This window comes from Rhodopseudomonas sp. BR0C11 (assembly GCF_010820945.1).
In the GTDB taxonomy this organism is placed as follows: Bacteria; Pseudomonadota; Alphaproteobacteria; order Rhizobiales; family Xanthobacteraceae; genus Rhodopseudomonas; species Rhodopseudomonas palustris_H.
Map to the genome: position 1 here is coordinate 1 of NZ_QTKI01000751.1, position 992 is coordinate 992.

Sequence of the window (992 nt, forward strand, 5' to 3'; positions counted from 1 at the left end):
GCCGCGCAGCAGCTGCAGCGCCACCGAGGACACCGAGCGGACGTGGCCCGAGCCGCCGCAATGCGGGCAAGGCTCGGTCGAGCTTTCCAGCACGCTGGCGCGGATGCGCTGGCGCGACATTTCGAGCAGGCCGAAATGCGAGATGCGGCCGACCTGGATGCGAGCGCGATCCTGCCGCAGGCAGTCGCTGAGCTTGCGCTCGACTGCGCGGTTGTTGCGCTTCTCGTCCATGTCGATGAAGTCGATGACGATCAGGCCGGCGAGGTCGCGCAGCCGGAGCTGGCGGGCGACTTCTTCGGCGGCCTCCATGTTGGTCTTGAGCGCGGTATCCTCGATGTGGTGCTCGCGGGTCGAGCGACCCGAGTTGACGTCGATCGAGACCAGCGCTTCGGTCTGGTTGATGACGATGTAGCCGCCGGAGCGAAGCTGCACGGTCGGCGAGAACATCGCGTCGAGCTGGCTCTCGACGCCCATCCGCGAGAACAGCGGCTGGCCGTCGCGATACAGCTTCACCGCGCGGACCTGCGACGGCATCAGCATGTGCATGAAGTCGCGGGCTTCGCGATAGCCGGCTTCACCGGCCACCAGCACTTCATCGATCTCCTTGTTGTAGAGATCGCGCAGCGAGCGCTTGATCAGCGAGCCTTCTTCATAGACCAGCTTCGGCGCCTGCGAGTTCAGCGTGACGTCGCGCACCGTCTCCCACATCCGGATCAGGTATTCGAAGTCGCGCTTGATCTCGGGCTTGGTCCGTGAGGCGCCGGCGGTGCGCAGGATCACGCCCATGCCTTCCGGCACGTCGAGGTCCTGCACCACTTCCTTCAGCCGCGAACGATCCTGGGCCGAGGTGATCTTGCGGCTGATGCCGCCGCCGCGGGCGGTGTTCGGCATCAAGACAGCGTAGCGGCCGGCGAGCGACAGGTAGGTGGTGAGCGCCGCCCCCTTGTTGCCACGCTCTTCCTTGACGACCTGCACCAGCATCCCCTGGCGGC

General features: G+C 66.2%; 1 protein-coding gene. It reads right to left on the bottom strand.

The features are described 5' to 3' along the window. Window positions 1-992, bottom strand: a 992-nt coding sequence (locus tag DYI24_RS27135) for an Rne/Rng family ribonuclease (protein WP_164574520.1), incomplete at both ends; no start/stop codon positions are given.